Genomic DNA, 24833 nt, shown 5'->3' with positions numbered 1-24833 from the left:
AAGTTATTGCGAAATATTTTCATTCCATTATGTATAGAATAAAACGCGCTAGTTCCTATGATATATAAAAAATAATAAAATAGCAAAGAAATGGAGGGGAAAGGAAAGGGGGAGAAAATAGGTGTAAAAACAGGGTTCCTAAGGAAAAATTTAGGTGAAAAATAGGCTATTTTGAAAAGAAATGGGGAGAATACGTGTTAAATAGGATAAAATAGTTTATTATAGAAGGTAACATCATGTTATGATAAGGACAAGTCAGAATGAAGTTTTTTATATTCGACACAAAAAGTTCATGTTTTCTTCACAAAATGTTCGGGAAATATGATTTAATATATTGGAGTATGGGCGTAGATTAGTAGTAGAATGGGTTAACAATGTTTCTACTGTAATAATATTGCTATATAGAAGCGAATTATTTCATTTGAAATAGGCGCAAAAAGAAAGATGAAAGTTTTAAGAGGGGGTTAGAGTGATGAACCATGCAACAAGTGAGCTGCATGATGAGTCCGCTGTTACAAGTGTACCGGAAACAACTCGGATACAAGATTTAAAAGCACTCGTTAAAATGGGGATTGTAAACTCAAATACACTTACTGTATTTACAGGATTTTGGTTGGCATTACACTTTAATGGATTAAGTGTAATGGACAATCTGGATAAGTTATTCTTTACAATCGTTGGTTCTGGATTAGTTATGGCAGGGGTATGTTGTTTAAACAACTACATTGATCGAGACATCGATCCATTAATGGAAAGAACAAAGACCCGTCCAACGGTTACTGGAAAGTATAAACCAGGATTTGCACTTACATTTGGACTAGTCATATTACTTCTTGGTTTTGTATTTTTATTATTAACAACACCAATGGCAGTCTTAATGGGATTTATTGGTGCTTTCACATATGTTGTTCTATATAGTTTATGGACAAAGAGAAAGTATACACTAAATACTGTTGTAGGTAGTATATCTGGTGCAGTTCCACCTTTAATTGGATGGGCAGCAATCGATCCATCTTTAGGTCATCCAATTGCTTGGATGTTATTTTTAATTATGTTTATTTGGCAAATCCCACATTTCCTTGCATTAGCGATGAAACGTGTTGATGAATATCGAAATGCAGGAATTCCAATGCTTCCTGTAGTTCATGGATTTGAAATTACGAAACGCCAAATTATGATTTGGACAGTATGTTTATTACCACTACCATTTTATATGAGTGGACTAGGGATAACATTTATGGTAATTGCAACACTGCTTAACATCGGATGGATCGCTTTAGGATTTTATGGATTCCGTAAGAAAGATGACATAAAATGGTCCGTGCAAATGTTTGTTTATTCCCTAAATTATTTAACAATCTTATTTGTATCAATGATTGTAGTTACATTCTTCTAAGACAACGACATAATTGGATTTCTTTACGTTGAGATTTACTTTACTTAACTATAAAGTACAATCTAATTCACAAGGAAAGTGGGGGTTGTTTGTATGAAGAAACAGTGGCGACTGCTTTCGTTCGTTTCACTGCTGGCTTTACTGTTAGGGGGATGCGGTAAAGCCTTTCAATCTACTTTAATTCCGCAAGGAGAAGTAGCAAAAATGCAATATGATTTACTTCTACTGGCGAGTGCAATCATGGTAGGAGTAGTACTAGTAGTTACTATTATTTTCTTGTATGTAATTGTGCGTTTCCGACAAAAGAAAGGTCAGGAAGATTATATTCCAGAGCAAGTTGAAGGAAATCACAAGCTAGAAATTATATGGACAGTTATTCCGATTATTCTTTTACTAATCTTAGCTGTTCCAACGGTTACATATACATTCAAACTTGCTGATGTAAGTGCGATGGAGAAAAAGAATATTGATAAAGATACTATCGTTGTTGATGTAACAGCGAATCTTTATTGGTGGGAATTTTCTTATAAATCAGAAAAGATAGTAACTTCGCAAGATTTAGTCATCCCCACAGGTAAGAAAGTGTATTTAAATTTGAAGGGTGCCGATATTAAACACTCATTTTGGGTTCCATCTTTAGCTGGGAAAATGGATACAAATACAGACAATGTGAACAAAATGTGGTTAAAGGCAGATAAATCGGGCACTTATAATGGTTTTTGTACAGAATTTTGCGGCCCATCACATTCTTTAATGCAATTTAAAGTGAAAGCTTTAGATGAAAGCGAGTACAAAAATTGGCTTGCTGATATGAAGAAGATTGATGGGAAGAAAGAAGTAGCTTCAACAAAGGCGCAAGAGGGCCAAGAAATATTTAATAAAAGCTGTATTGGTTGTCACGCAGTTGGATCTAATGATAGTAGACCACCTTCCGCTCGTATCGCACCAAACTTAGCAAACTTTGCGGATCGCGATATGGTTGCCGGTATTGCCGAAAACAATGAAGAAAACTTAAAAAAATGGCTGAAAGATCCTGAAAATATGAAGCCAGGAAACAAAATGACTGGCAAATATGGCAACTTAACGGATGATCAAATTGATGCATTAAATGCGTACTTACAAACGTTAAAAGTTGAAAAGTAAAGAGGGATTATTCGCGAAGGGGAGGTTGAAAACGTGAGTTCTGTAGCAAAAAAACAGGGGATGGGTGCTGTCATATGGGATTATTTAACGACAGTAGACCATAAAAAGATTGCCATTCTCTATTTAATTGCAGGTGGATTGTTTTTTGTAATAGGCGGAATAGAAGCTCTATTTATTCGCCTTCAATTAGCGATTCCTAACAACGCTTTTCTTGTTGGGGATGCTTATAATCAAGTATTGACGATGCACGGTACAACAATGATTTTCCTCGCAGCTATGCCACTCGTGTTTGCATTTATGAACGCCGCTGTACCACTTCAAATTGGTGCACGTGATGTAGCGTTCCCGTTTTTGAATTCACTCGGATTTTGGTTATTTTTCTTTGGTGGAGTATTTTTAAATTTAAGTTGGTTTTTAGGTGGAGCACCTGATGCAGGATGGACATCTTATGCATCTTTAGCTTTAGCTTCTAAAGGTCATGGTGTTGATTTCTATGTACTCGGTTTGCAAATCTCAGGTATTGGTACATTAATTGGAGGGATTAACTTCCTTGTCACCATTATTAATATGCGTGCGCCAGGAATGACGTATATGCGTATGCCGATGTTTACATGGACGACATTTGTAACATCTTCGCTTATATTATTCGCTTTTCCACCGTTAACTGTAGGATTAGGACTTTTAATGTTAGATCGTTTATTTGGAACAAGTTTCTTTAATCCAGCATTGGGTGGGAATACAATTATATGGGAGCATTTATTCTGGATTTTCGGTCATCCAGAAGTATACATTCTTATACTCCCAGCTTTCGGAATATTCTCAGAAATCTTCGCGACATTTTCGAAAAAACGATTGTTTGGTTATTCATCGATGGTGTTTGCGACTGTATTAATTGGATTTTTAGGATTTATGGTATGGGCGCATCATATGTTTACTGTTGGACTTGGTCCAGTTGCTAATGCTATTTTCTCAGTTGCAACAATGGCGATTGCGGTTCCGACTGGTATCAAAATATTCAACTGGCTCTTTACAATGTGGGGCGGAAATATTCGTTTTACGACACCGATGATGTGGGCAGTAGCTTTCATTCCATCATTCGTAATGGGGGGAGTTACAGGGGTTATGCTAGCATCTGCACCAGCTGATTATCAATTTCATGATAACTATTTCGTAGTAGCACATTTTCATTATGTAATCGTTGGCGGTGTTGTATTTGGTTTACTTGCAGGAGCTCATTATTATTGGCCACTGATGTTTAATAAAGTATTAAATGAAACATTAGGAAAGATAACGTTTTGGCTATTCTTTATTGGTTTCCATTTAACGTTCTTTATTCAGCATTTCCTTGGCTTGATTGGTATGCCACGCCGTTACTACACATATCTTGAAGGGCAAGGGTTGGAAATGGGGAATATGATTAGTTCTATCGGAGCGGTGTTTATGGCTCTTGGGACGATTGTTCTTCTATTCAATGTAATTAAAACGACAGTATCAAAAGAAAAAGCTGGTCGTGATCCGTGGGATGCACGTACATTAGAATGGACGATGCCAGCACCGACACCAGAATATAACTTTAAACAACTACCATTTGTTCGCGGATTAGATCCGTTTTGGATTGAAAAACGTGAAGGTAATAAAGAGATGACAGCAGCGGAACCAATTGGTGATATTCATATGCCAAATCCTTCGTTTTCACCATTTGTCATTTCTTTCGGATTGTTTATAGCGGCATTTGGTGCAATGTATATGCAGGGCGGAAAAGATAAGTTCTGGTTATTAGTAGCAATTATTGGTTTAATCATTACATTTGGCGCAATGTTCCTACGTTCAGTAATCGATGATCATGGATACCATATTCATAAGGAAGATTTAGATGATAAGGGGGGCAAGGCATAATGCATGTAGATGAAAAATTAACGAATGAAACATTTCCAGCAGAGCCTGAAAAAGCAACCCTTGAAGGGAAAAATAAGTTTGTCGGTTTTTGGTTATTTCTTGGAGGCGAAACAGTGTTGTTCGCTTCCTTATTCGGAACATATTTAGCATTAAAGAATTCTACAAATGGTGGACCAACATCTCAAGAAATGTTCCAAATGCCACTCGTTTTCATTATGACGATGCTTTTATTAACGAGTAGCTTAACAAGTGTATATGCGATGTATCACATGAAAAACTTTAACTTTAAGAAAATGCAACTTTGGTTACTAGTAACTGTATTGCTAGGTTTAGGATTTTTAGGGTTTGAGATATATGAGTTTTATCATTATACACATGAATTTAAGCATACTATGAGAAGTAGTGCGTTTGGCTCTGCATTTTATGCTCTTGTTGGTACACATGGACTCCACGTATTGTTTGGGTTGTGTTGGATTTTAACATTAATCTTTAGAAATGCGAAGAGAGGACTAAATTTATACAATGCACCGAAGTTTTATGTTGCATCAATTTATTGGCACTTTATTGACGTAGTTTGGGTGTTTATTTTCACTGTAGTATATTTAATGGGAATGGTGGGATAAACAATGGCGATAAAGCAAACGAATAATCCTAAAGTTGATCTTGTTTATCGGAAGAGAAAAAGTGCGGAGGAAATGAAGCATCAAGTTATTACGTTTGCATTAATGATTTTTTTAACATTAGTTGCATTTGTAGCAGTGGCGTACCCAAAAACTTTTAGTCCGACTTTCTCTGTGCCATTTATTTTACTATTAGCAGTGGTACAAGTAATTTTTCAATTGTATTATTTTATGCATATGAGCCATAAAGGACATGAAGCAGCAAGTTTCTTTCTTTACTCTGGCCTGCTAATAGGGTTAATTACAATTTTAGCTTTTATGACAATTGTGTGGATTTGAAAAGTGAAATATAAGGGAGCTTGTGTTGTCACAGCTCCCTCTTCATATTATGGGATAACCTTACGAAGGTAGGTGTGAAAATGAGTAACTTGTGGATATTTGGTTTTCAGGCTTTATGGAGTCCAATTTTTTTATTATTTATGCTTTCGATTCTTATTGGGTACTTCTTAATTATTGGACCTTATAGAATGCGATTTGAAAATGCGACGAAGGTAAGTAAGAAGCAAATTTTTTATTTTACGACTGGTATTGTTCTTTTGTATTTTGTAAAGGGAGGGCCTATTGATTTAATTGGCCATATTATATTTAGTGCTCATATGTTTGAAATGGCAGTCATGTATATTGCAGTTCCACCGTTACTGTTGCTTGGTATACCAACTTGGTTATATCGTTACATTACTTCTTTTAAGTTCGTTCAAATTATATTAAAGGTATTTGCTAAACCACTTATTGCGTTGTTTGTATTTAACGGCCTGTTTTCTTTTTATCATTTACCAGTTGTTTTTGATACGGTAAAACAAAGTCAAATTGCTCATCCTATTTGTCTCGCTATATTGTTTTTTACAGCAATCATGATGTGGTGGCCGATGTTAAATCCATTACCAGAATATCAAACGTTAAGTGATATAAAGAAACTTGGTTACATGTTTGCTAATGGTATATTATTAACGCCAGCTTGTGCGTTAATAATTTTTGCGACAGCCCCGTTATTTACAACGTATACGGATCCGGCTGCTTGGATGAAAGCGATGGAACTATGTGTACCAGCGGGCACTTTATCAGATTTAAATATAACGGGACCGGAATTTTTGCACTGGATGCCAGTAGTACAAGACCAGCAAACTGGTGGTATCATAATGAAAATTGTCCAGGAAATAGTGTACGGTACAATTATAGGCTATGTATTCTTTAGATGGGCACGTAGAGAACGTGAAAAGGATAAGGAGCAGTTACAACAATTGCCGCCGTATTTACAAACTAAGTAAAAAAAGTGTATGGGATTCCATACGCTTTTTCTTTTTTAGTTTTAGCTTTAGCTTTTTATAAAAGATTGAATTTTCTAATTATTTATGTTAAGTTAGTGTAGGCGTGTACTAAAAGTGGATATAAAATTTACTACTAGCTTTCATACGTAATAATTCCATATGTAGTGCAAGTTTTTTAGAGAGTTACAAATATATATTGTTATCTTTAATAAATACGAACTATTTTAAGGGGGAATTTAAATGGGTAGTAGTGGAAGTATGGTAAAGCCGATTAGTGGTTTTTTGACAGCGCTAATTCAATATCCAGTACCAGTAGTAGAGTCACGTGCAGACATTGATAAACAAATTCAACAAATCATAAAAACAATTCATTCGACCAAATCAGGTTACCCAGGATTAGAATTGATAGTATTTCCTGAATATAGTACACAAGGGCTCAATACAAAAAAATGGACTACAGAAGAATTTTTATGTACAGTGCCTGGGCCAGAAACAGACTTATTTGCTGAGGCATGTAAGGAATCTAAAGTATATGGTGTTTTTTCAATAATGGAAAAAAACCCTGATGGTGGAGAGCCATATAATACAGCAGTTATTATTGATCCACAAGGTGAAATGATTTTGAAGTATCGTAAGCTAAATCCTTGGGTGCCAGTCGAGCCTTGGAAAGCTGGAGATTTAGGCTTACCTGTTTGTGATGGACCTGGAGGAAGTAAATTAGCTGTTTGTATTTGTCATGATGGCATGTTCCCTGAAGTAGCTCGTGAAGCAGCCTATAAAGGTGCAAATGTCTTGATTCGTATTTCTGGGTATAGCACACAAGTTAGTGAACAATGGATGCTAACCAATCGTTCAAATGCATGGCAGAATTTAATGTATACATTGTCGGTAAACTTAGCGGGTTATGATGGTGTATTTTATTACTTTGGTGAAGGACAAGTATGTAATTTTGATGGGACTACTTTAGTACAGGGGCATCGAAATCCTTGGGAGATTGTTACTGCTGAAGTATATCCAGAACTAGCAGATCAGGCTAGATTAGGATGGGGATTAGAAAATAATATATATAATCTAGGTTCAAGAGGATATGTAGCAACTCCTGGTGGGGTGAAAGAAAACCCATATACGTTTGTAAAAGATTTAGCTGAAGGTAAATATAAGGTTCCTTGGGAAGATGAGATTAAAGTAAAAGATGGATCTATTTATGGATATCCAGTAAAAAAAACGATTCATTCTTAGGGAAGGGAAATAAAACAAGCGCATCATATTGATGCGCTTGTTTTTGTTAATCAATAATTTGAAGTTCCTTTAACTCTTTTTCGACATTTTGTAGGAGTTGTTCACTTTTTTGAAGTACATTCGTTGGGAAAGTCTCATCATCGCCATATTCAACGCCGTGAGGATAATAATGTTTTCCTAATAAGGGAGGGAGTAGTTTTACTTCAGCGTGTCTACTGCCGATGTCACCTTCAACAGCAACTCCTTGCACTCGCAAATAATAAACATCATTTAATATTTCAAATTTATAATCGTATGTAACCCGTTCATAATCCCACTGTCCAGCAAGTACGAAGTGGTTGTTTTCCATGATTTCAGTTAAAAGAGTTAATTCAACGACGGCTCCATTAAATTTCGTATTTGTAAATTGCATATAATACCTCCTTTTTTAATGTTACACCATTATTTTTATAATAGTATGAATAATAAGAAAGTGCAATTCATATTGAGAGAAAAGGGATAATCCAGACTTTTTTCACAAAAATATGATATAGTGAAAAGAGTACGGTACACACAAAAAGAAAGAAAAGGATTTGTGTATATCTCAATTTTATGTTTTGTTCAGGAGGTATATCGTTTGAAGAAATTATTGCGTATCGTAATGATTACAATTTTAATTTTAGCTGTTGATTTATACGGGAAATTACTCGTTTCACAATATATATTAACCCCATCTCAATCAAAGCAAGAAAATAAAATTGTGAAAAAGAAAAAGCAAATTAAGGAAGACTCCTCAGACACTGTTTTAAATATGATTGGTGAAGACTCTGAAAATTTATTAGCGAAGTGGGGAGAACCCTCTCGAATAGAGCCATCTGCATACGGATATGAATGGTGGGTATACAATCAGGATTTAACTCAGTATGTTCAATTCGGAGTTTCTGAACGTAAAGTTATAACGGCGTACGCTGCTGGTGAACAAGTTAAGGTTCCACCTTATTATATAAATGAAAAATATGAAGAAGTATATAAAAAAAGTCCGCTTTCGCATGAAATTTCATTAAAAAGAGGGAAAAATAGTTATCAATTTGAACTATCTGATACCGAAGTCATGGAACAACCGTTAATACCTGTAGAAGATGGATGGGCGCAATTGTATTTTGATCAATTTACACATGAGCTTGTGGGTGTTCGTTATATGGATGATGAAACTTTATTACGCCAAAGACCGTATCAGCTCGTTTATTCAGGTGAATTAATAGCAGAACAACCATTGACTCCAGAAAAGATAAAACAAGTAGAAAATGGGAATATGCAACAAATTTTTGATTTAACAAATATCATTCGAAGTCGTCATAAATTACCATTATTAACATGGGATCAGGAAACGGCAGATGTTGCTGTTGGTCACAGTAAAGATATGAAAGACAATAATTATTTTTCTCATGACTCACCTACATTAGGTACGCTAGGAGATCGTTTGCAGCGCGGGAAAGTAGGATTTCAACTTGCTGGTGAGAACATAGCGGCGCAACATAGTGATGGAATTGCGGCAGTGCAAGGTTGGTTAAATAGTGAGGGGCATAGAAAGAATTTATTAAATGAACAATTTACAGGATTAGGTGTTGGTGTATACGATAAATTTTATACACAAAACTTTATTCGAAAATAAAGCGAAACTGTAAGCAATGGGGTGTTACATCACCTAATTAGTTACTTCGTATTCACTGAATTGTAGGTGGGAATCTGACCGTATGGAAATAGCAGAAAAAAAGGTGCATGAATCGTCTAAAAATAGGCGAACCATGCGCCTTTTTTTTCTTACTATATAGTAGATATACATGGAGAGGTGAGGATTATGCCAACAACAAAAGGGCCGTTACATCCATCGGTTCAACAGTTTAAAGAATTTGTAAACCATCACCCTAAAATGGTTCATGAGGTTAGAAGTGGTCACAAAACTTGGCAACAATTTTATGAAGAATGGTACTTACTTGGTGAAGAAGATCCAATATGGGCAACTTATAGACCGGATGGAGCGCCTGCGTTTTCTTCGGTAAAAGAAAATAAAAAAGAAAAAGATAATCGAACTGAAGAGGAAAAAACTGCTGATGTGATGGGGCAAATGCTTTCTTTTTTTAAAAAGTTGGACGTGGAACAAATGCAGAACCATTTAGCTAATGTGACGAGTGCTATTGGGAGCGTGCAACAAGTTATTCAGCAATTTCAAGGTAACCGTACGCAGCAAGAACAAAGTACTTCAGAAAATAACCCGTTTTTCTTTCAAAAGGATTAGGGGGAAAGATGATGAGAGCAGAAATTATGGAGTTTATAAAGGCTGATGAGGATTTATCTCGCTATATTAGAGAGCAACCGTACTGGTATAGAAAATTAACACGAAATCCTGAAGAAAAAGAGGCTTTTGAGTTAGCGGCGATGCAACATTTCAAAAAAACAATACCAGATAAAGTGGAAAAATTTCAAAATCAATTGGCTGTTGCTTCGATCATGATTGATATGTTTCAGTATATGAAGCAACAAAATGCAACCTAATTACAAGTGAAAAATATGTCCGTCATGCAGAACTTTTGTTACAATAGAGATTGATTATTTAAAAAGGAGTTGCAGCATGACGGAAATTTGTTTAGTACGACATGGACAAACTGATTGGAATTTTCAAGAAATTATTCAGGGGCGAGAAGATATTCCGCTTAATGAAGTTGGTAAGAAGCAAGCGAGTCAAAGTGCAGCTGCTTTACAAGAAGAAACGTGGGATATCATTATAAGTAGCCCGTTAATTAGAGCGCAAGAAACGGCTAATGAAATCGCAAAGGCGGCTGGATTACAATCGATTTTATTAGATGATCGATTTGTTGAACGGAATTTTGGAGAAGCTTCAGGGAAGCCAGTTGCGACTGTTAGAGAGTTGATTGCTGAGGGTAAAGTAGAAGGTATGGAGCAAGATGAAGAGATTGTAGCTCGTTGCTTTGCTGCTTTAGAAGATGTTGCAACAACTCATTTTGGCAAACGTATTATTATTGTTGCTCACTCACACGCGATAAAAGCAATTTTACATGCCATTGAACCAGATGAAATTACATTTAAGACACCATTAAAAAATGCGTGTATTAGTTATGTGAAACAAAATAGTGGGAAATGGGATGTTCTTAAATATAATATAGCGGAACATATTAATGTATAAGTGTGTACGGATATAGTGTGAAAATAGTTTCATTATATCTTTCTTTTGAGTAAGTCACTTCAATTAGTAGTTCTAATCTAAATGTGGTATGATGGATACTCGGAGGTGTCTCTCATGATTGTAGCGACGCTAGAAAGCGTATTAATATTAGATAAGGCAGAGCAGCTTGCAAAAGCGATTATCTGTTCAGATATAGCAGAAGATTATCGTAAGTATTATAGAGAATTACATGAAGATATGGAACTTCAGACGTTAATTCAGCAATTTACAGCGATGAAAGAACGGTATGAGGAAGTACAGCGTTTTGGAAAATACCATCCTGACTACACTACCGTATCGATGAAAATGAGAGAATTAAAGCGTTCTGTGGACTTACATGATAAGGTTGCAGCTTTTAAAAGAGCAGAAACTGCTTTGCAGAAGTTATTAGATGAAGTTAGTGTAGCAATCGGTTCGGAAGTGTCTTCTTCCATTAAAGTGCCAACAGGGAATCCATTCTTTGATGCTGGTGGCTGTGGTGGAGGTTGTGGTACTGGCGGAGGTTGTGGTTGTAAAAAAACGGGGTGATGTACCCCGTTTTTTAGAAGTTGGAAGGAAACGTATACAGAGTTTGTCCTGTAATGTTATAAATTTCTGATTGGTTTTCATAGAATATAAAATATATGTTTTTAAAAGGAGAAGATGGAGAAGATTATGTTCGGGCAACGACAAAGTATGATTGTTTATTTACATTCATTGAAACATGCCAAGATTTTAAGGAAATATGGTAACATACATTACATATCAAAACGATTAAAATATGCTGTAGTATATTGTGACATGGAACAAATTGAGCATATGATGCATAAATTGAACAAACTTCCTTTTGTGAAAAAGATAGAACAGTCGTATCGCCCGTATTTAAAAACGGAATTTGAAAATTCCCGTCCTGATCGAGCAAAAGAATACGATTATAGCTAATAGAAAAAATCCCCTGCTAAATTTAGCGGGGGATTTTTTAATTGAAATAAAGTGTTATTTCATCGGAGGAATGAAATTGTTCATTCGTAAAATACCAATTAAATGATTAAAAAATAGTTCTTTTTCTGGGAAAGTTGTAGATGGCTTTACAGTAAAAGTAGCCACTTTTTTTCCGAGTTGCTCTGCCGTTTCTTCAAATAAAATGACACGTTTACTTTTTTTATTTTCAAATACAGGAATGCCTTCACGACATATGTATAATGGTTGGAAATCACCAGTAGTAGTTGGTTTTAATATTACAACAAGCGAACACACTTTTTTATCGTTTTTTATCGTTTCAAATTGTAACATATGTGCTATACGTTCTTGATTTGTTTTGGCAATTTCAAGTAATTCATATAAATCAGAGTAGCCTTCTCCGAGTTCTATAAAGCGTTGAATCATATTTTTTCCTCCTCTTTCTTTTACTGTACCATTTCACTTTTTAAATGAAAAGCATACAAAGAAAAAAAACCCTGCATAGCAGGGCCCTTCTTATACTAGCATGTACTAGTAAGAAGGCAAAGGGAGAGGAGAAACCGGAGGAAGAACTTATGGGGAAACGTAAGTCTTCTCCGCGGTTGGCAACAACATCGAAGGTGATGTTGTTATAATTATTTATGTCCAATCTAAATGAAGATATACATGAATGAAATTAAATTTTATGTCAGGCTTTTTATTTTTCTTTTTTTTTATTTTGTGATAGGATAAAAAAGATAAAGTGGAACTAATATACATATTGGATTCATATTAGTGAATGATGAGATGAATACATAAAAATAATGAGTGGTTATTTGATGCTGAGTTTTCTAATATTTTGGTGAATGTAATTTGTTAACGGTTACCGAAGTGGGAATGGCTTTCTATAATCGCTCGATAGATTGAAATAAAGGTAGTGACAACAGATGAGAGTAGTTTCAGGAAAATGTAAAGGACACCCACTTAAAGCGGTTCCTGGTAATACAACACGTCCAACGACAGATAAAGTAAAAGAATCTATTTTTAATATGATAGGTCCTTATTTTGATGGTGGTATCGCCCTTGATTTATTTGGTGGTAGTGGTGGCCTTGGAATTGAGGCTTTGAGCAGAGGGATCGATAAAGCGATTTTTGTTGATAGGGATAGTAAAGCGATAAAAGTAATTCATCAAAATTTAGAAAGTTGTAGAATACAGGAACAAGCTGAAGTATATCGAAATGATGCGGAACGTGCAGTAAAGGCGCTTATAAAACGTGAAATGTCATTCGATCTTATATTAATAGACCCACCATATAAAGAGCAAAAAATTGTATCTTTAATTAGTGTAATGGATCAACATGGATTGCTACATAGTGATGGATTAATTATGGCAGAGCATGGTAATGATGTGGTTTTACCTGATTCAATAGGAAAGCTTGTAAAAGTACGAGCTGAGAATTATGGGATTACTGCAATATCGATTTATAAGTATGAAGGTGAGGGGACAGAATGACAAGTATAGCTATTTCTTCAGGAAGTTTTGATCCAATTACCCTTGGGCATCTGGATATTATTAAAAGGGGAGCAAAAGTATTTGATGAGGTGTACGTAGTCGTTTTAAACAATTCATCTAAAAAACCATTCTTTTCAGTTGAAGAGCGATTAGAACTAATTCGAGAAGCGACAAAGGATATCCCGAATGTAAAAGTAGATTCGCATAGTGGGCTGTTAGTAGAGTATGCAAAAATGCGTAATGCAAATGCAATATTACGTGGTTTACGAGCAGTTTCTGATTTTGAATATGAGATGCAAATTACTTCTATGAATCGAAAATTAGATGAAAATATTGAAACATTTTTTATTATGACAAACAACCAATATTCATTTTTAAGCTCGAGTATTGTGAAAGAAGTTGCGAGGTATGGAGGAAGTGTAGTAGATCTTGTGCCTCCTATTGTAGAGCGTGCTTTAAAAGAAAAGTTTCAAACCCCGTTAAAGTGAACGGGGTTTTTCTTTATACGTGCGAAAAAATAATAAAATAACATATAAATATAGACAAAATAATGTGAAAATTGGTCCGTAATGTATAAAAGATGTCCAAATTTCATGTAGTATAGAAGGATGCTTGGATAAAAATACAGGAATATCTTTTTGCATAGGTGAGAAAGAACTTACTTTCTCATAAAATGGTGTCCAAAATATAAATGTAAAAATAGGGGCAAGAATACTTTGAATAATTCGTGCGAAAAAATAGGGTTTAAATCGGATGTCTGTTTCAGCTAATATGCTAGCAACTTGTGCCTGAATAGAAAGACCGCTAAATGCTAAAATGAAGCTTGTTACCATAGCTTGTTGTAAGAGGGGTGTTTCATTTATTTGACTAATCATTTGGCTTCCGAGTGTCATTTCGAAAACACCTGATAATATAGGTATACTAAAATCTGTACTTAGTTGGAAGAATGATAAAATATGTTGCATAATAAAAGAAAGAGCTGCTGTAATGTGGAATACAGTAATCATTTTATTTAACACAGAGAATAAAATAATAAATCCGCCAATCATAAGTAATGTTTGAATAGAAGAAACGATAGCATCCCCAAGTAATTTACCGATTGGTCTTTTTTCTTGTAAGCGTGTCTCGTGAAGAATTAAAAAAGGGTTTTGAAAGCGGCGTTTTTTTGTAGTGTGTGTATTATTTTTGTAAGCGGTATTATGGCCGTAAAAACGCATAATTAATCCGACAGCAAAGTTACTTAAATAATGGGCAGCCGCTAATATAATCCCTAATTTCGGATTATTAAAAAAACCGATAGACACAGCACCGAAAATAAAAAGTGGATTAGAAGAATTTGTGAAAGAAACGAGGCGCTCCGCTTCAATCTGAGTTAAAAGGTTGCTTTTTCGTAGTCTAGCGCTTAGTTTGGCGCCTGCAGGGAAACCTGAAGCCATTCCCATTGCCCAAACGAATCCACCTATCCCTGGAATGCGAAAAAGTGGGCGCATGAGTGGTTCTAATATAACGCCAATAAATTTTACAACACCGATACTAATTAGAAGTTCCGCAATGATGAAAAACGGTAGTAGTGAAGGGAATACAACTTCCCACCATATATTTAACCCGCGAATAGAAGCTTGTAAAGCGGCTTGGGGGTGGAATACAAGAGAAAAGGTTAAAAAAAGCGTTGATATGGTAAGGAAAGCGGTTTTCCATTTTTCATACATGTAAGTAAATCCCCCTTTGTCCCAAAAAACGTTCATTTCAGTATACGTGGATACGTAGTGAATTTAGACCATAAGTATGAAAAAGGAATGAAAAAAATTAAAGGGTGAGAAAAATGAAAGAACCAAAGATTGGTTTAGCACTTGGGTCTGGAGGAGCGAAAGGGTTTGCTCATATTGGTGTAATAAAGGTTTTAAGGGAAGCTGGTATCCCTATTCATATGATTGCAGGAAGTAGTATGGGGGCGCTAATAGGTACGTTTTATGCGGCAAGTAGTAACGTTGAAAGATTGTATAAATTGGCATCTGTTTTCAAGCGGAAGTATTATTTAGATTTCACGGTACCGAAAATGGGATTTATTGCTGGAAAACGTGTCAAAGATATGATTAAAATGTTTACATATAATAAAAATTTAGAAGAGTTAGATATCCCGACGGCTGTTGTGGCTACTGACATATTGAAGGGGGAAAAAGTGGTTTTTACAAGTGGACCAGTTGCAGATGCGGTGAGGGCTAGCATATCTGTTCCTGGAGTGTTTGTACCAGAAAAAATAGATGGACGATTATTAGTGGATGGTGGGGTTATTGATCGTATCCCAGTATCGGTTGTGAAAGAATTAGGGGCCGATATTGTTATCGCTGTGGATGTGTCTCCAATTAAGGTGAATGGCGATGTTACGTCCATTTATGACGTAATCATGCAAAGTATAGAAATTATGCAGCATGAGCTTGTAATGAATCGGCAAATTGCATCGGATTTAATGATGCGACCAGCTGTAGAGCAATTTAGTTCACGTGCTTTTACAAACATTGAAGACATTATTCGAGTTGGAGAAGTAGAAGCGGAAAAACATGTTTCAAATATTTATTTATTAATTGAGCAGTGGAAGGAGAAACATAATGTTTAAGCGTTTTCGGTTTATATATGCAATCTTAATAGGGGTTATATTGGCGATGTTACTTGTTTACGTGCGTTTACCGTATTATGTAACAAAACCAGGAATGGCTGCCAAATTAGAGCCTTACGTTCAAGTTGAGGGTGGAACGAAAGAATCTGGTGATTTTATGCTTGTTACGGTTTCAATGGGACCCGCAAATGTGGTGAATTTAATAGCGGCACAGTTTAATAAATATACACATATTTCAAAAGCGGAAGAAATATTGCAAAAAGGTGAGAGTAATGAAGAATATCAATTTCGCCAAAATTATGCGATGAAAGATTCACAAAATGCAGCAATTTATAATGCATATAAACGTGCAAATCGCTCCGTTTCTTTTGAAAATAAAGGTGTATTAGTTGCTGGTGTGGCAAAAGGAATGCCGTCAGAAGGAAAGCTTAAGCTTGGTGATGTTATTATAGCTGTTGATGGAAAAACATTTGAAAAGACGGAGCAATTTATTGAATATATGACTGGGAAAAAAGAAAGCGATGCTGTAAGTATTGAGTACATGAGAAATGGAAAACAATTGAAAGAAAATTTAAATGTAAAGACGATTCCTAATGGGAATGGACGTGTCGGTATAGGTGTTTCTATCGTTACGGAAAGAGAATTAGTGGTCGATCCGAAAGTGAAAATTAATTCTCATGAAATTGGTGGACCATCCGCAGGTTTAATGTTCACATTAGAAATATATAATCAACTTGTGGAAGAAGACTTAACAAAAGGACATGAAATAGCTGGAACAGGTACAATTAATGAAAAAGGAGAAGTTGGCCCGATTGGTGGTATAAATCAAAAAGTGGTGGCTGCTAGCGATGCTGGGGCTGAGGTGTTCTTTGCGCCAAATGAAAAAGGAGCGGAGAAATCGAACTATAAAGATGCACTTGAGACTGCAAAGGACATTAAAACAAAAATGAAAATTGTACCAGTGGATACGCTGGATGATGCGTTAACATATTTAGAAAAGATGGATAAGGAAAAAGCCTCTCTGAAATAGAGAGGTTTTTTATAGGAATTTTGTAGTTGTTTCATCATAGCGAATAGGATGGTGTGTTATATCCTGTTTTAATAGTTGCGTGCGTAACGGTTCGTGCATGATGGAGAAATATACAGAGTTTGCTTTTTTCTCTATATCTAAAGCAGCATGGTCAAATGTTTTTGTATGAGTAAGGATTGGAAGTTCGATTTTTTTCTTGTTTTTTGAAAGATAAGTTTGTCCTTTTTGTGACATGCCTAGCAGGCGGATATATGGTGCATGTTGTTCTATATTTGCGCTACGTATTTCCTCTTTTGTTATGTTTGTTAAAATGTGTGTACAAGCTCTTTGTAGTCTAGTCCATGTATAGCGTTTTGTTTTTAATGCTTCCATGAATGAATAGAAGGAGGAACTGTTTTGTATTTTTGATAAAATACGATGCTCTAAACCTTCTTCTATTTCATATATATGTCGTAAGTCTCCTGAAGACATCGTCATGAGTTTATATTTAAAAAATGAAAAGTATTGTTCCCAATTATGTAATATCCCGTAGTTTTGTTTGTAATTTGCTAAAAGCGAAGTGGTTGCCTGTGGGAGAAAAGGTTCAATTGTTGTAAATGATCCTTCTTCGCTAAAGAGTTGTTTCCGAATGCTTGTCGCGCTTGCAATATGTTGGTCATTAAATGTTTCATCATGATAATGAGAGGCGAATCTTTTTATAGTTTGAGCTTGTATAGAGCTATTTTGTGACAGAATTGCTTTAATATATTGGAAGCCTAAAATATTATTTGGTTGTGACATATCTATGTTTTTTTCGGATGTTAAAATGTGTGAGAAAGCATCCGATGTTGCTTTTGCATAACTATTTCCAGCGTCCATGAATTGTTTTACAAGGCAGTTAAAAGTCTCTTCTTCGTTTTTTTGTACGGAGATGGTATTATAAAAATTTTCGATTTGTCCATCCTCACTACCGAAACAAATTTCAGAAACACGTAGGGCATTTAAAATGGAAATAGCACCATTTGCGAAGGTTTCAGCCTTTTGTGTTGCAAAGACGTATGGAAGCTCTACAACAAGGTCTACGCCGTTTGCTAAGGCCATTTTAGTGCGATACCATTTGGAAATGAGTGCGGGCTCACCACGCTGTAAAAAAGGACCACTCATAACGGCAATTATTATATCGGATTGTGTTAACTTTTTTGTCTCTTGCACATGATAAAGATGACCGTTATGAAAAGGGTTATATTCAACAACAATACCACCAGCTTTTATGGTAATCTCTCCTTTCGATGTAGCATCTTTTTGAAAAACGTGATACTCTATATATTATTTACTATGATGACTTCATTATAGTGTAAAAAAAAACTTACACTATAAACGCATTATACCACTTGTTATACGGGTTTTAATCCTCTTCATTTTCAACGATGACCACATTTTGACCACTTCGACCACTTTTTAATACATTTCCTAGCATTTCAGTTACTTCAATTTGACGCTCTTCATAAACATCAGTATAAATATTTAAAGTTGTAGAAACATTTGTATGACCAAGCAATTTTGAAACAACCTTTGCATTTGCGCCAGAATCGATTAAAATAGTTGTAAACGTTCTTCGGATATCGTGGAATCTAATATACGGTACGTCAATTGCTTTGCACAAAGCTTTCATTTGGTAGCGTATCGTATATGGATGCACGATTTTTTTATTTCTTGTGCAAATTAATAAGTCGGAAGAATTCTCCTTCTTATGACTTTGATATTCTAACAACTCTCCCAATAATTCTTCTGTCATCGGGATTATACGATTAGATGCTTCAGTTTTTGTCTCACCTAATTCATACTTTCCATCAACAAGCGTTAATGTTCTTTGTACATGAATAGTCTTGTTTTTGAAATTAATATCATCCCACTGTAAAGCTAATACTTCTCCGATTCGCATGCCTGTATGCAACGCTAAAACAAATGCAATATAATAGCTTCCTTGTATTTTTGCATACTCCATAAACTTCATGGCTTGTTCAACTGTCCAACTAGCTTGCGACTTCTTTTTAACTTTAGGCCGTTTAGCTTTCTTAGCAGGATTAGAGTTAATCATTTCTAGTTCTACGCCTTTATCGAGGATTTGTTTTAACATAACATCAACAGATGAAATGTATTTCGTAGTTAGACCTTCTTTAAGTAGCTTCTGGTGAAAATTATGAACAGTCAATGGTTTTATACCTGATAATCTCTTTTCACCAAATTCAGGCATAACACGTGAGCGTAGAATGCGTTTGTATTGATACAATGTTGATGGTCTACATGATGATTCTTTCTCTTGCATCCAGATTTCTACGAGCTGAGAAAAGCGAATATCACTATTCTCGTAATCCCCATTTGCTAAATCATTTGTTACTCTTGCTACTTCTTCTTGAGCAGCTTTCTTTGTTTTAAAACCACCTTTAGTGATTTGTTTTCGTTTACCTGTGAGCGGGTCTTTGCCAACATCCATAGTAAAAGACCACTTCTCACCACGTTTACGAAAGTATGCCATGATTTTCACCTCGTCATAATCGTTTTCTAGATACAAGCTGTGGTATGTGGTAGTGGTATAAGAATGATAGCATGTTAGCGTATTTTTTGTAAAAGGTATAATTTGATGTTTATTAAGCAATTTGTTTCATTTATTTGTTCCAATATTCGACAAAAAAGCTATAATAGAGAAAGACATAAAATACATATTGCTATGTATAAGATATAGAAGATAGGTGGGTTACGAAGTATGGAAGTAATGGTTCCACGACGCTTTAATCGCAGTACAATGTATGAATTGTTAGAAGCGGTAATTGATGAGGATTTAAAACCTAAAGCTAAAGAAATTACATTTAATTTCCGACAACTAAATTTTATTGAGCCTGCTGGTGTAACTATACTAGGAAATTTATTTGAGTGGTTAAATAAAAATGGTGTTACATGCGATAAAATATTGCCAAGAAGGATAGATGGAAGGGATGCCGTTAGGTATTTGGATGATTCTCTATTTTTTGAGCAATACTTTGGAGAGAAATTAAGAGAAGAAGCTGGTTTGAGACCCACAACCATCCCGTTAAACTTGGTTTCATACGCCAACAGTTATCAATTCTTACGCGGTAGGTTTGCTTTTTGGCTTGCAAATAGATTAGATGTAACTGTTGAATCTGTTAAAAATATAACGGTTTCCATGGAAGAAATTTTCAATAATATTAGGGATCATGCGCAAGAAAATACAGGGTGTATTTTCGCGCAACACTACCCAAATAAAGATGACGAAAATACAGTACATATCACTATTTCTGACTTCGGTGTTGGTATTCCACATAATATACAAAAGGAATACCCTTCAATGGATGATGGAGAAGCTTTAAATATGGCGATTACAGCGGGATTTTCTACAAAAAGTACTCCAAGAAACAGAGGGGTTGGTTTAGCTACATTAGTTGATAATGTTGTTAAGGACCTTGGTGGCGAAGTGTATATCCACTCTAATCATGGTATACTAACTTGTAAAACAGGAAACACTGACATTGATGTAGAATATAATGTATCACCATCATATTATCCAGGTACTTTAATTCAAATGAAATTAAAGGCCGATAATATAGAAAATATAATATCAGATGAGGAGGACTTCGGAGAATGGGAATAATTAATGTTTTAGATCATGTAGAACGTTGCTATTCAAATGACGACGGACAAATCATTCAAGATTTAATTAGACATAGTTTTAAACAAAATGAGAAAGTAGTAGTATCATTCAAAGGAGTAACAGCATTAAATTCATCTTTTGTTAATACTGCATTTATCGAATTGTTAAATGACTATGAATTTTCTTTCATAAAGGCACATTTAGGCTTTTCTAACTCAACAGCACAAATTAATAAAATGATAAAAAGTAGATTTAATTTTGAGGTAAATGAAAGAAAAAACTTAGTAACCGTTTAAAAGGATTTGATTGAAAAGAGCTATATTTACATAGCTCTTTTTTCTTTAATTTACAGATATAAAAGAAGTGAGCTACAATATTTGTATATTAAATAAAGGAGGGGGAAATATGGAGGAATTCACAAAGGACCCTGGTGGTCACAAAGTAGCTGATCCAGGTGTAGGTTGGCATAACGATCCAGGCAGTGGTGGCTGGAAATACAACGAAGACCCAAGAATAGGATGGAAAGTAATTTCTGATCTGGGGACAGGCGTATAAAAAGAAAGGGGAGAGTGAGAGTATGAACTGCTACATAAAAGACCCAGGAGGAGCAGGTGGAAGTCCGTTATTTGATCCAGGGAATGGGGGCGCAGGATTAAAAATAGAACCAGGTGGACATAGAATGAACGTGCCAAGTAGTAAAGGTTTAAAAAATAATACTGATCCAGGAGGATGGTAATATGTTATTACACTCTAAAGAATCACAGGAACCTGGTACAGGATGGAAGTTATACGATCCGGGGACAGGAATGGGGATTTTTGATCCAGGACCAGGCGGGGGATATACAACTGATCCAGGTGGTGGATGGCGAAAAGAACCGGGAGGTTTAAGAAAATGAAAAGAGATAACTTTGATCCAGGCGGTTTAGGTGGAAATCAATTGAAGTATGACCCAAATTCGTGTGGAGGGGATTGGAAAGATCCAGGTGGCGGAATGGGTATGTATGATCCTGGGGCAGGTGGAGGATACATAAAAGATCCAGGCACAGGAATATAAAAAAGAGAGCTAAGTGCTCTCTTTTTTTGTTGATAAAAATTTGTTAATTTTTACCGTTGCGATTGGAAATGTTTTCTACTACAATCGACTCATAACAATTCTTTTTTCTCGTTTAAAAATTGCGTGTAAAACTTGAGTTGTTTACAGAACTGTTCTCGTTGGGATTCATCCAGGCCTGCGAAAACCGTTTGAATTTCATCGAGAACATTTTCTAAATTCTTTTCACTGGTCGTGAACTTTCGCCCCATTAGTGTATCAACAGAGATATCAAAGAATGACGCGATACGATCTAACGAATCTAAATCAGGCTCATTGAAGTTGGTTTCCAGATTACTAATCTGACTACGACTTAATTGAACTTTATCGCCTAATTCAGCTTGCGTTAAAGAACGAGTATTTCTAAACTTTTTTAAATTTTCTCCAAATGTATTCATGTCTTTATTATAAATAAGGCATTATTTTTAAACTATATATACCAAATAATTTGGCTTAAATGGTATGTTAGCTTAATTATTTGGTTAGAAATCAAAATTAAACTAGAACAAGTGTTCTTTTGGTGGTAAAATATTCTTAGTGAAAAAATGGACTTTTTGAAAAAAATTTCTCAACATGATTTGACTATAAACGGAATGAAGATTCTTAATCTTGTGATAAACTGATTTTAAAGATAAAAATTAAGAACAAAAAAGACCCATAGCGCAGCAAAAGTAGTGTGCAGCCACTCTTATGCTGTTCCCCTAATAAGGTAGGGAAAACACTTGCCATGAGTCAGCACAAGTATAACATATTAAATCTAAAAAAACTTAGATGGTATAGTTTTTCTATTGAGAAAATTCAGGGAAGGTGTCTCGCGTTCAAAGGAGGCTTCATTATGAATAAAGTAGCTAGTTTAGGCGATATTGTTTCAGGTGATGAGTTAAATTCAGTAAAGCTTTCAAGAATAACAAATTTATCGCAGTCAAATTTGTGGAAGACACTGAATGGAAAAGTGCCTATGACTTTTGCAAAGTTAGTTAAAATATTAAGTGGACTCAATTCTGAAGAGGAAAAAATGGAAGTAGTTCAAGAATTCTTAAAGCATACAGATAAAGAAGCAGATATAAGAATTGCAATGTATTATTTATATCTTTCCGGCTACACAGAATTGCTTCACGGTCTTGTTGAGAAAGAATACAAACAATCAGTAACTAATAATTACAGGGATATATTCCGTGTTTGTTTAGATAGACAAACTCATTCACTGAGATCAGGAGCATTTCTTAAAGAAATAGAAAGTTTACGCACACAGGTGAATTTAAACAAAACCGGTGTGAACATACTTATAAACACTTTAATTATATATGGATATTTCGATTTAGGTGCATATAATGTTTTGACAGTTCTCCAAGGAATGATACAAGAAAAAATTAATGAAATGCCGAGGGGATTGGAGAAGACATTAAACGAATCGGAATTAAATATAATCTGTGCATATGCATATTTAATGCAAGATGAAGTGAAAATGGCTAGAGAATCATTGCAGAAAGTACTAGAAAAACAAGAAATTCCTCGTTTATTGAAAGCTACAGCACTTAGTATATTCGCTGAAAGTTATATTTTCTGTGAGCCTGATAAAGCATTGCATTTTTTTGAGCTTTCACTTTCAGAATTAAGGAAGTTAAAGAATAACAAATCATTACTTAAAAGAAAATTAGTGGAAAATACAACTGCTTTTTGTTGTATTATCCATAACATTCCTGTAAAATTAGAATATATACATGATGACGCTGAAATTGCGTTACAGTGTATTCGACAAAATAAGAATAGTGAAGCTTGCAAAATTTTAAATCAAATCAGTAATCGAACAGCAATTCAAGATTTTTATTTATCGATTGCAACGAATGATGAGGGATTGAGAAGAAAGGCATATCATCGGTTCTTAAAGGATGGAAACTTATTCTACATAAAAATTTTTGATATCTTAAAGTGAGGGACAGTGAGGATGAAAAAAATAATCGCTAGTGTAGTTATTGCGTGTACGCTCACATTATCAGTGTTATCGATTAGTTCGGTATCAACTAAAGATAATCAAGCAACAGGAAAAGTAAAAGAAGTACAGCTAATGAAAATGGATCCAGGTACTTTAGGATAATAAATAAATTAAAATGCCATTGCATCTTAGGATGCGATGGCATTTTGTACGTTTAAGGGGTTATTCATTTTTTTATTTTAATATTTTTGAATAATTAAGGATGATGGGGGAAGGAAGCAATGATGGAAAATGTACTAGAGAACACATTATGGGAAATGTTAAAATTAGAAGTATTAACTACAGATGATAATGAAAAAAAATTGGTAGAAAGTATTAAAAATATAGTTAGAAAAGAAAAAAATGATTGTTAGCCTAATTGCTAACAATCATTTTTTGTTATGGCCTACAGCAGCCTTCATCATATCTAATAACATATCTTGTTTTTCTTTTGGCATTTTTTCTAACATGTCAATTAGCTCATTAAATTCTTTTCTTATTTCAGTGAACTGAACCGCATTTAATTCTGGATCATCAGATCGGCCTAATAAATAATCAACAGATACATTTAATACATCTGAAATGATAACTAAAGTTTCATTAGATGGCGAACTATAGCCTGTTTCATAGTTAGAAATTGTAGTCTTTGTTACTTTAGTTTCCGTATCCATCTTTTCTTTTATTTTTAATGCTAATGCATCTTGTGTTAATCCACGTTGTTTTCTAGAAAGTTTTATCCTCTGCCCTAAAATAGTCACAAACTCACCCCATATATATATTATATCCAAAACTGAACACTGTATTTTGAATTTAAAAGTACAACTAAATTGTACTTGGTTTATAAAAGTTTTGCATTAGTTTTTTAAAATTTTGTTTAAAAATCCAAAAAACTCAGATATTATTATTGACAGTACAAAAATATTGGATATATAATGAGTATAACAAGTTCAAGAAAGTTGGATTTTAGGAGGTGTCATCATGGGAAAGAAACGACATAATTTAATTAAAGCTCGTAAGCGTAAAAATTTTACCCAGGAACAACTAGGAGCTTTGATAAATAAACAGAAAACGGTAATAAGTAATTGGGAAACTGGTTACGCAACTCCAGCATTAGATGATGCAATGCAAATAGCACAAATATTAGAAGAAGATATATATAGCCTTTTTTCAGGTGTTCTAGTTCAAGAAACTCAAACTTAATTTCGGAAAG

Annotated in this window: 34 protein-coding genes; 27 read left to right on the top strand and 7 right to left on the bottom strand. The window is 34.8% G+C overall.

Translation table 11 applies throughout. The features are described from left to right. Positions 1–472: 472 nt before the first annotated feature. The 7 genes from ctaB to ACQRBL_RS19570 all read left to right on the top strand — a co-directional run bounded on the left by ctaB (position 473) and on the right by ACQRBL_RS19570 (position 7619). Positions 473–1396: a protoheme IX farnesyltransferase gene (ctaB, locus tag ACQRBL_RS19600; RefSeq protein ID WP_001015053.1), complete on the top strand. Its 924-nt coding sequence runs from the start codon at positions 473–475 to the stop codon at positions 1394–1396. Between the two features lie 93 nt (positions 1397–1489). Further along, positions 1490–2539 (top strand): cytochrome c oxidase subunit II, encoded by a 1050-nt coding sequence (gene coxB / locus ACQRBL_RS19595; protein WP_000745273.1) that lies wholly within the window; start codon positions 1490–1492, stop codon positions 2537–2539. A 60-nt stretch (positions 2540–2599) separates the two neighbouring features. Next, entirely contained in the window at positions 2600–4435 is a 1836-nt protein-coding gene (gene ctaD / locus ACQRBL_RS19590; RefSeq protein WP_170924972.1) for a cytochrome c oxidase subunit I, read from the top strand. After that, positions 4435–5058: a cytochrome c oxidase subunit III gene (ctaE, locus tag ACQRBL_RS19585; protein ID WP_000557861.1), complete on the top strand. Its 624-nt coding sequence runs from the start codon at positions 4435–4437 to the stop codon at positions 5056–5058. Before ctaD ends, ctaE begins: the two co-directional genes overlap by 1 nt. A gap of 3 nt (positions 5059–5061) precedes the next feature. Continuing rightward, positions 5062–5394 (top strand): cytochrome c oxidase subunit IVB, encoded by a 333-nt coding sequence (ctaF, locus tag ACQRBL_RS19580; protein ID WP_000985703.1) that lies wholly within the window; start codon positions 5062–5064, stop codon positions 5392–5394. 80 nt (positions 5395–5474) lie between these two features. Then, positions 5475–6380, top strand: a complete 906-nt coding sequence (gene ctaG / locus ACQRBL_RS19575; protein WP_411996194.1) for a cytochrome c oxidase assembly factor CtaG — start codon at positions 5475–5477, stop codon at positions 6378–6380. A gap of 240 nt (positions 6381–6620) precedes the next feature. Beyond that, positions 6621–7619, top strand: coding sequence for a formamidase (locus ACQRBL_RS19570; protein WP_000535802.1), 999 nt, complete (start codon positions 6621–6623; stop codon positions 7617–7619). Positions 7620–7665: 46 nt separating this feature from the next. Here ACQRBL_RS19570 and ACQRBL_RS19565 read toward each other — a convergent pair whose 3' ends face one another. Beyond that, positions 7666–8031 carry a YugN family protein gene (locus tag ACQRBL_RS19565; RefSeq protein ID WP_001160949.1) on the bottom strand — a complete coding sequence of 122 codons (366 nt, stop codon included), beginning with the start codon at positions 8029–8031 and terminating at the stop codon, positions 7666–7668. Between the two features lie 204 nt (positions 8032–8235). Here ACQRBL_RS19565 and ACQRBL_RS19560 point away from each other — a divergent pair, with 204 nt between their 5' ends. The 6 genes from ACQRBL_RS19560 to ACQRBL_RS19535 all read left to right on the top strand — a co-directional run bounded on the left by ACQRBL_RS19560 (position 8236) and on the right by ACQRBL_RS19535 (position 11760). Continuing rightward, positions 8236–9270 carry a CAP domain-containing protein gene (locus ACQRBL_RS19560; protein WP_000735387.1) on the top strand — a complete coding sequence of 345 codons (1035 nt, stop codon included), beginning with the start codon at positions 8236–8238 and terminating at the stop codon, positions 9268–9270. 186 nt (positions 9271–9456) lie between these two features. Further along, the gene (locus tag ACQRBL_RS19555; protein ID WP_001143346.1) at positions 9457–9894 is read left to right on the top strand and encodes a YlbD family protein; all 438 of its coding nucleotides are present in this window, start codon (positions 9457–9459) and stop codon (positions 9892–9894) included. 11 nt (positions 9895–9905) lie between these two features. Continuing rightward, the gene (locus tag ACQRBL_RS19550; RefSeq protein WP_001200990.1) at positions 9906–10151 is read left to right on the top strand and encodes a YlbE-like family protein; all 246 of its coding nucleotides are present in this window, start codon (positions 9906–9908) and stop codon (positions 10149–10151) included. A gap of 76 nt (positions 10152–10227) precedes the next feature. Then, positions 10228–10800: a histidine phosphatase family protein gene (locus tag ACQRBL_RS19545; RefSeq protein WP_000134944.1), complete on the top strand. Its 573-nt coding sequence runs from the start codon at positions 10228–10230 to the stop codon at positions 10798–10800. A 114-nt stretch (positions 10801–10914) separates the two neighbouring features. Continuing rightward, positions 10915–11367, top strand: coding sequence for a YlbF family regulator (locus tag ACQRBL_RS19540; protein ID WP_000634366.1), 453 nt, complete (start codon positions 10915–10917; stop codon positions 11365–11367). A 126-nt stretch (positions 11368–11493) separates the two neighbouring features. Further along, a complete protein-coding gene (locus ACQRBL_RS19535; protein ID WP_002082261.1) occupies positions 11494–11760 on the top strand; it encodes a YlbG family protein in 267 nt (88 codons plus the stop codon). A 54-nt stretch (positions 11761–11814) separates the two neighbouring features. On the opposite strand, the gene ACQRBL_RS19530 is transcribed toward ACQRBL_RS19535, so the two are convergent. Then, entirely contained in the window at positions 11815–12204 is a 390-nt protein-coding gene (locus ACQRBL_RS19530) for a DUF7147 family protein (RefSeq protein WP_000616017.1), read from the bottom strand. Between the two features lie 500 nt (positions 12205–12704). Here ACQRBL_RS19530 and rsmD point away from each other — a divergent pair, with 500 nt between their 5' ends. Next, positions 12705–13271 carry a 16S rRNA (guanine(966)-N(2))-methyltransferase RsmD gene (gene rsmD / locus ACQRBL_RS19525; protein ID WP_001266976.1) on the top strand — a complete coding sequence of 189 codons (567 nt, stop codon included), beginning with the start codon at positions 12705–12707 and terminating at the stop codon, positions 13269–13271. Beyond that, positions 13268–13759 carry a pantetheine-phosphate adenylyltransferase gene (coaD, locus tag ACQRBL_RS19520; RefSeq protein WP_000200601.1) on the top strand — a complete coding sequence of 164 codons (492 nt, stop codon included), beginning with the start codon at positions 13268–13270 and terminating at the stop codon, positions 13757–13759. The genes rsmD and coaD overlap by 4 nt, the downstream gene beginning before the upstream one ends. Here coaD and ylbJ read toward each other — a convergent pair. Then, positions 13751–14980 (bottom strand): sporulation integral membrane protein YlbJ, encoded by a 1230-nt coding sequence (gene ylbJ / locus ACQRBL_RS19515; protein ID WP_411996193.1) that lies wholly within the window; start codon positions 14978–14980, stop codon positions 13751–13753. The genes coaD and ylbJ overlap by 9 nt on opposite strands. Before the next feature lie 113 nt (positions 14981–15093). Here ylbJ and ACQRBL_RS19510 point away from each other — a divergent pair, with 113 nt between their 5' ends. Both ACQRBL_RS19510 and ACQRBL_RS19505 read left to right on the top strand, forming a co-directional pair. Then, entirely contained in the window at positions 15094–15885 is a 792-nt protein-coding gene (locus ACQRBL_RS19510) for a patatin-like phospholipase family protein (protein ID WP_000662590.1), read from the top strand. Continuing rightward, positions 15878–16915 carry a SepM family pheromone-processing serine protease gene (locus ACQRBL_RS19505; RefSeq protein ID WP_000476314.1) on the top strand — a complete coding sequence of 346 codons (1038 nt, stop codon included), beginning with the start codon at positions 15878–15880 and terminating at the stop codon, positions 16913–16915. Before ACQRBL_RS19510 ends, ACQRBL_RS19505 begins: the two co-directional genes overlap by 8 nt. A 9-nt stretch (positions 16916–16924) precedes the next feature. On the opposite strand, the gene ACQRBL_RS19500 is transcribed toward ACQRBL_RS19505, so the two are convergent. Then, complete coding sequence (locus ACQRBL_RS19500) at positions 16925–18106, bottom strand: nucleotidyltransferase (RefSeq protein ID WP_003271282.1); 1182 nt, start codon at positions 18104–18106, stop codon at positions 16925–16927. A gap of 193 nt (positions 18107–18299) precedes the next feature. Then, the gene (locus ACQRBL_RS19495; protein WP_411996192.1) at positions 18300–19430 is read right to left on the bottom strand and encodes a tyrosine-type recombinase/integrase; all 1131 of its coding nucleotides are present in this window, start codon (positions 19428–19430) and stop codon (positions 18300–18302) included. A 228-nt stretch (positions 19431–19658) separates the two neighbouring features. Between ACQRBL_RS19495 and ACQRBL_RS19490 the strand changes: the two genes are divergently transcribed. From ACQRBL_RS19490 to ACQRBL_RS19465, 6 genes are all read left to right on the top strand, one after another. After that, positions 19659–20561, top strand: coding sequence for an ATP-binding protein (locus ACQRBL_RS19490; protein WP_023522916.1), 903 nt, complete (start codon positions 19659–19661; stop codon positions 20559–20561). After that, on the top strand, positions 20552–20857 hold the full coding sequence (locus ACQRBL_RS19485) for an STAS-like domain-containing protein (protein ID WP_000511407.1): 306 nt from the start codon (positions 20552–20554) through the stop codon (positions 20855–20857). The genes ACQRBL_RS19490 and ACQRBL_RS19485 overlap by 10 nt, the downstream gene beginning before the upstream one ends. 109 nt (positions 20858–20966) lie before the next feature. After that, positions 20967–21116 (top strand): hypothetical protein, encoded by a 150-nt coding sequence (locus ACQRBL_RS19480; protein WP_179860829.1) that lies wholly within the window; start codon positions 20967–20969, stop codon positions 21114–21116. Between the two features lie 22 nt (positions 21117–21138). Further along, positions 21139–21297 carry a hypothetical protein gene (locus ACQRBL_RS19475; protein WP_023522914.1) on the top strand — a complete coding sequence of 53 codons (159 nt, stop codon included), beginning with the start codon at positions 21139–21141 and terminating at the stop codon, positions 21295–21297. Position 21298: 1 nt separating this feature from the next. Beyond that, complete coding sequence (locus tag ACQRBL_RS19470) at positions 21299–21457, top strand: hypothetical protein (protein WP_000924328.1); 159 nt, start codon at positions 21299–21301, stop codon at positions 21455–21457. Then, positions 21454–21615: a hypothetical protein gene (locus tag ACQRBL_RS19465; protein WP_411996191.1), complete on the top strand. Its 162-nt coding sequence runs from the start codon at positions 21454–21456 to the stop codon at positions 21613–21615. The genes ACQRBL_RS19470 and ACQRBL_RS19465 overlap by 4 nt, the downstream gene beginning before the upstream one ends. Before the next feature lie 89 nt (positions 21616–21704). On the opposite strand, the gene ACQRBL_RS19460 is transcribed toward ACQRBL_RS19465, so the two are convergent. Further along, positions 21705–22049, bottom strand: coding sequence for a helix-turn-helix domain-containing protein (locus ACQRBL_RS19460; RefSeq protein WP_023522912.1), 345 nt, complete (start codon positions 22047–22049; stop codon positions 21705–21707). A 437-nt stretch (positions 22050–22486) separates the two neighbouring features. Here ACQRBL_RS19460 and ACQRBL_RS19455 point away from each other — a divergent pair, with 437 nt between their 5' ends. The 3 genes from ACQRBL_RS19455 to ACQRBL_RS19445 all read left to right on the top strand — a co-directional run bounded on the left by ACQRBL_RS19455 (position 22487) and on the right by ACQRBL_RS19445 (position 23997). Beyond that, entirely contained in the window at positions 22487–23584 is a 1098-nt protein-coding gene (locus tag ACQRBL_RS19455) for an AimR family lysis-lysogeny pheromone receptor (RefSeq protein WP_411996190.1), read from the top strand. A gap of 12 nt (positions 23585–23596) precedes the next feature. Then, complete coding sequence (locus tag ACQRBL_RS19450) at positions 23597–23746, top strand: hypothetical protein (protein WP_023522910.1); 150 nt, start codon at positions 23597–23599, stop codon at positions 23744–23746. Positions 23747–23865: 119 nt separating this feature from the next. Further along, on the top strand, positions 23866–23997 hold the full coding sequence (locus ACQRBL_RS19445) for a hypothetical protein (protein ID WP_255300911.1): 132 nt from the start codon (positions 23866–23868) through the stop codon (positions 23995–23997). Between the two features lie 15 nt (positions 23998–24012). On the opposite strand, the gene ACQRBL_RS19440 is transcribed toward ACQRBL_RS19445, so the two are convergent. Next, positions 24013–24381, bottom strand: coding sequence for a helix-turn-helix domain-containing protein (locus tag ACQRBL_RS19440; protein WP_023522908.1), 369 nt, complete (start codon positions 24379–24381; stop codon positions 24013–24015). A 220-nt stretch (positions 24382–24601) separates the two neighbouring features. Between ACQRBL_RS19440 and ACQRBL_RS19435 the strand changes: the two genes are divergently transcribed. After that, positions 24602–24823: a helix-turn-helix transcriptional regulator gene (locus ACQRBL_RS19435; RefSeq protein WP_411996189.1), complete on the top strand. Its 222-nt coding sequence runs from the start codon at positions 24602–24604 to the stop codon at positions 24821–24823. Positions 24824–24833: the final 10 nt, after the last annotated feature.

This window comes from Bacillus sp. AF62, assembly GCF_050312695.1.
GTDB classification, from domain to species: domain Bacteria; phylum Bacillota; class Bacilli; order Bacillales; family Bacillaceae_G; genus Bacillus_A; species Bacillus_A cereus.
Note: the sequence above shows the minus strand (reverse complement) of the source record. Positions and strands in the feature narration are given on the sequence as shown.